Origin of the sequence: Acetitomaculum ruminis DSM 5522 (assembly GCF_900112085.1) — a bacterium.
Lineage (GTDB): Bacteria > Bacillota > Clostridia > Lachnospirales > Lachnospiraceae > Acetitomaculum > Acetitomaculum ruminis.
The window spans coordinates 1-1,688 of record NZ_FOJY01000047.1; the positions used below are offsets into that span (position 1 = coordinate 1).

The 1,688-nt window shown below is 32.3% G+C and carries 1 protein-coding gene and 1 tRNA gene; one reads left to right on the forward strand and one right to left on the reverse strand.

The features are described from left to right. Positions 1-149 precede the first annotated feature (149 nt). Positions 150-220, forward strand: a tRNA-Cys gene (locus BM153_RS13410). A 420-nt stretch (positions 221-640) separates the two neighbouring features. Here the strand turns inward: BM153_RS13410 and sfsA are convergent. Continuing rightward, entirely contained in the window at positions 641-1,309 is a 669-nt protein-coding gene (gene sfsA, locus BM153_RS13415; RefSeq protein WP_092875001.1) for a DNA/RNA nuclease SfsA, read from the reverse strand. Positions 1,310-1,688: the final 379 nt, after the last annotated feature.

Here is a 1,688-nt window from a genome sequence, read left to right on the forward strand (position 1 = left end):
GTGTGGAGCTGACTGCCACTAATAGGTCGAGGGTCTGACCAAGAAAAAGATGTTGACGGTAAGATGATTATATGTATGTGGTTTTTAGGGTATGTGCTTTGGAATATTTCATTGACTTAGGTTCTAAGCTGTGTTATTATATCCCATGTGGCGTGATAGCCAAGTGGTAAGGCATAGGTCTGCAACACCTCTATCACCAGTTCGAATCTGGTTCACGCCTTTAAAGATTCTCTTATTAGAGGATCTTTTTTGTTTGCAAAATTAATTCTTTCAAAACTATAATGATAATTATGGGAGGCTTGGAATGCATGATGTTTTAAAACTAAGGCATGACAAAGATTCTAATAGCTACATTCCAAGTGAAAGTACTATCTAAAAAAATGTAAAAGTCGCAAATTTAATATAGATTACGATGCAATTTTAATGGCATTACAGTTGCCGACAAAAAGGCTCAAAAATCTGCTGATCATGTAAAACGTGATTTCTATTCCAAAGAACCCCTAGTTAAATATATAATTAATATATCTTGAGAACAAGCTTGGCTTGGTTATTAACTTTTGTACTCTTTTAAAATAAATGTACAAACATTGATGTAGCAACCAACCATTTATATAATATAAAATTATTGTGCCAAGTAAATTTATAGGTCTAATGGAGGATTAATAATTGAAAGACTGTTATGACCCACTTCGCATTGGAGGAATATAACCTTGACACCTGCTGTTTTTGCATCTTCTAGAGCCTGACCGAATTCTGGATGTGTTTCTATATTGGGGCGCACTTCATTAATATTTTCCATTTGTATGACAAAAGCAATATAGCAGTTATATCCGTTTTGGCACGCTTTGGTTAGTTCTTTTAAATGCTTCACTCCGCGAGTAGTTGGGGCATCAGGAAAATACCCTATTCCGTCAATTTCAAGGGTGCATCCTTTTACTTCCATTAAATATTTCTTATTATTTTTTTCCATGTAAAAATCGATTCGTGATTTTCCGAAAATGTACTCCGGTTTTATTAAATCAAAATTCTGCACTTTTAACCACTCTTTTACTACCTTATTGGGAGCTTGACTGTCTATGTTTATCCATCCGATGCCCTCTTTTTTAACCATTATTAAGTCATATTTTGTCTTTCTATTATTATTATCAGCTTTTTCTAAGCGTACTTTAGCTTGCGGAATTAGAAGTTCCTTGCAACGCCCTGTATTTTTTACGTGTACAGTTTCTTCTTGATTATTTATTATAACCTTTGCAATAAATCTGTTTGGCCTACTAATAAAGGTTCCTTCCGTTGTATTATTATAATTCATTTTGAATCCTTTCTAATGATGTTGTTAATTGATGGGTTAATATTTTGGTTATTTTCATTCATTGAGTTTGTACATTATATAATGTTATAAGAATTGTTATACGAGAATATTATAACTTTTTTTAATGTATCGGTACAATTTTAAAACTTCCAGGTAGCTATACTAGGTCAAATTTTTAAAAAAAATCTACAGAAACAATTTTATAATATTGACTTAAGACCACCTGTGGACATTGTGTAAGACTTTGAGTTGTGTATATTCGTAGCTAATGCAGTAGTGGTTGAAACAGGAAGCTCTGACTTCTATAAGTCGGAGTAGTTCACAAACAAAAATATTATAAAAAAGCCAATAACTGACATAACAAAGCGAAAATATTATA

Excerpts from the sequence above, each read along its gene's own strand:
- sfsA (WP_092875001.1), bottom strand. The coding sequence starts at position 1,309 with ATGAATTATAATAATACAACGGAAGGAACCTTTATTAGTAGGCCAAAC.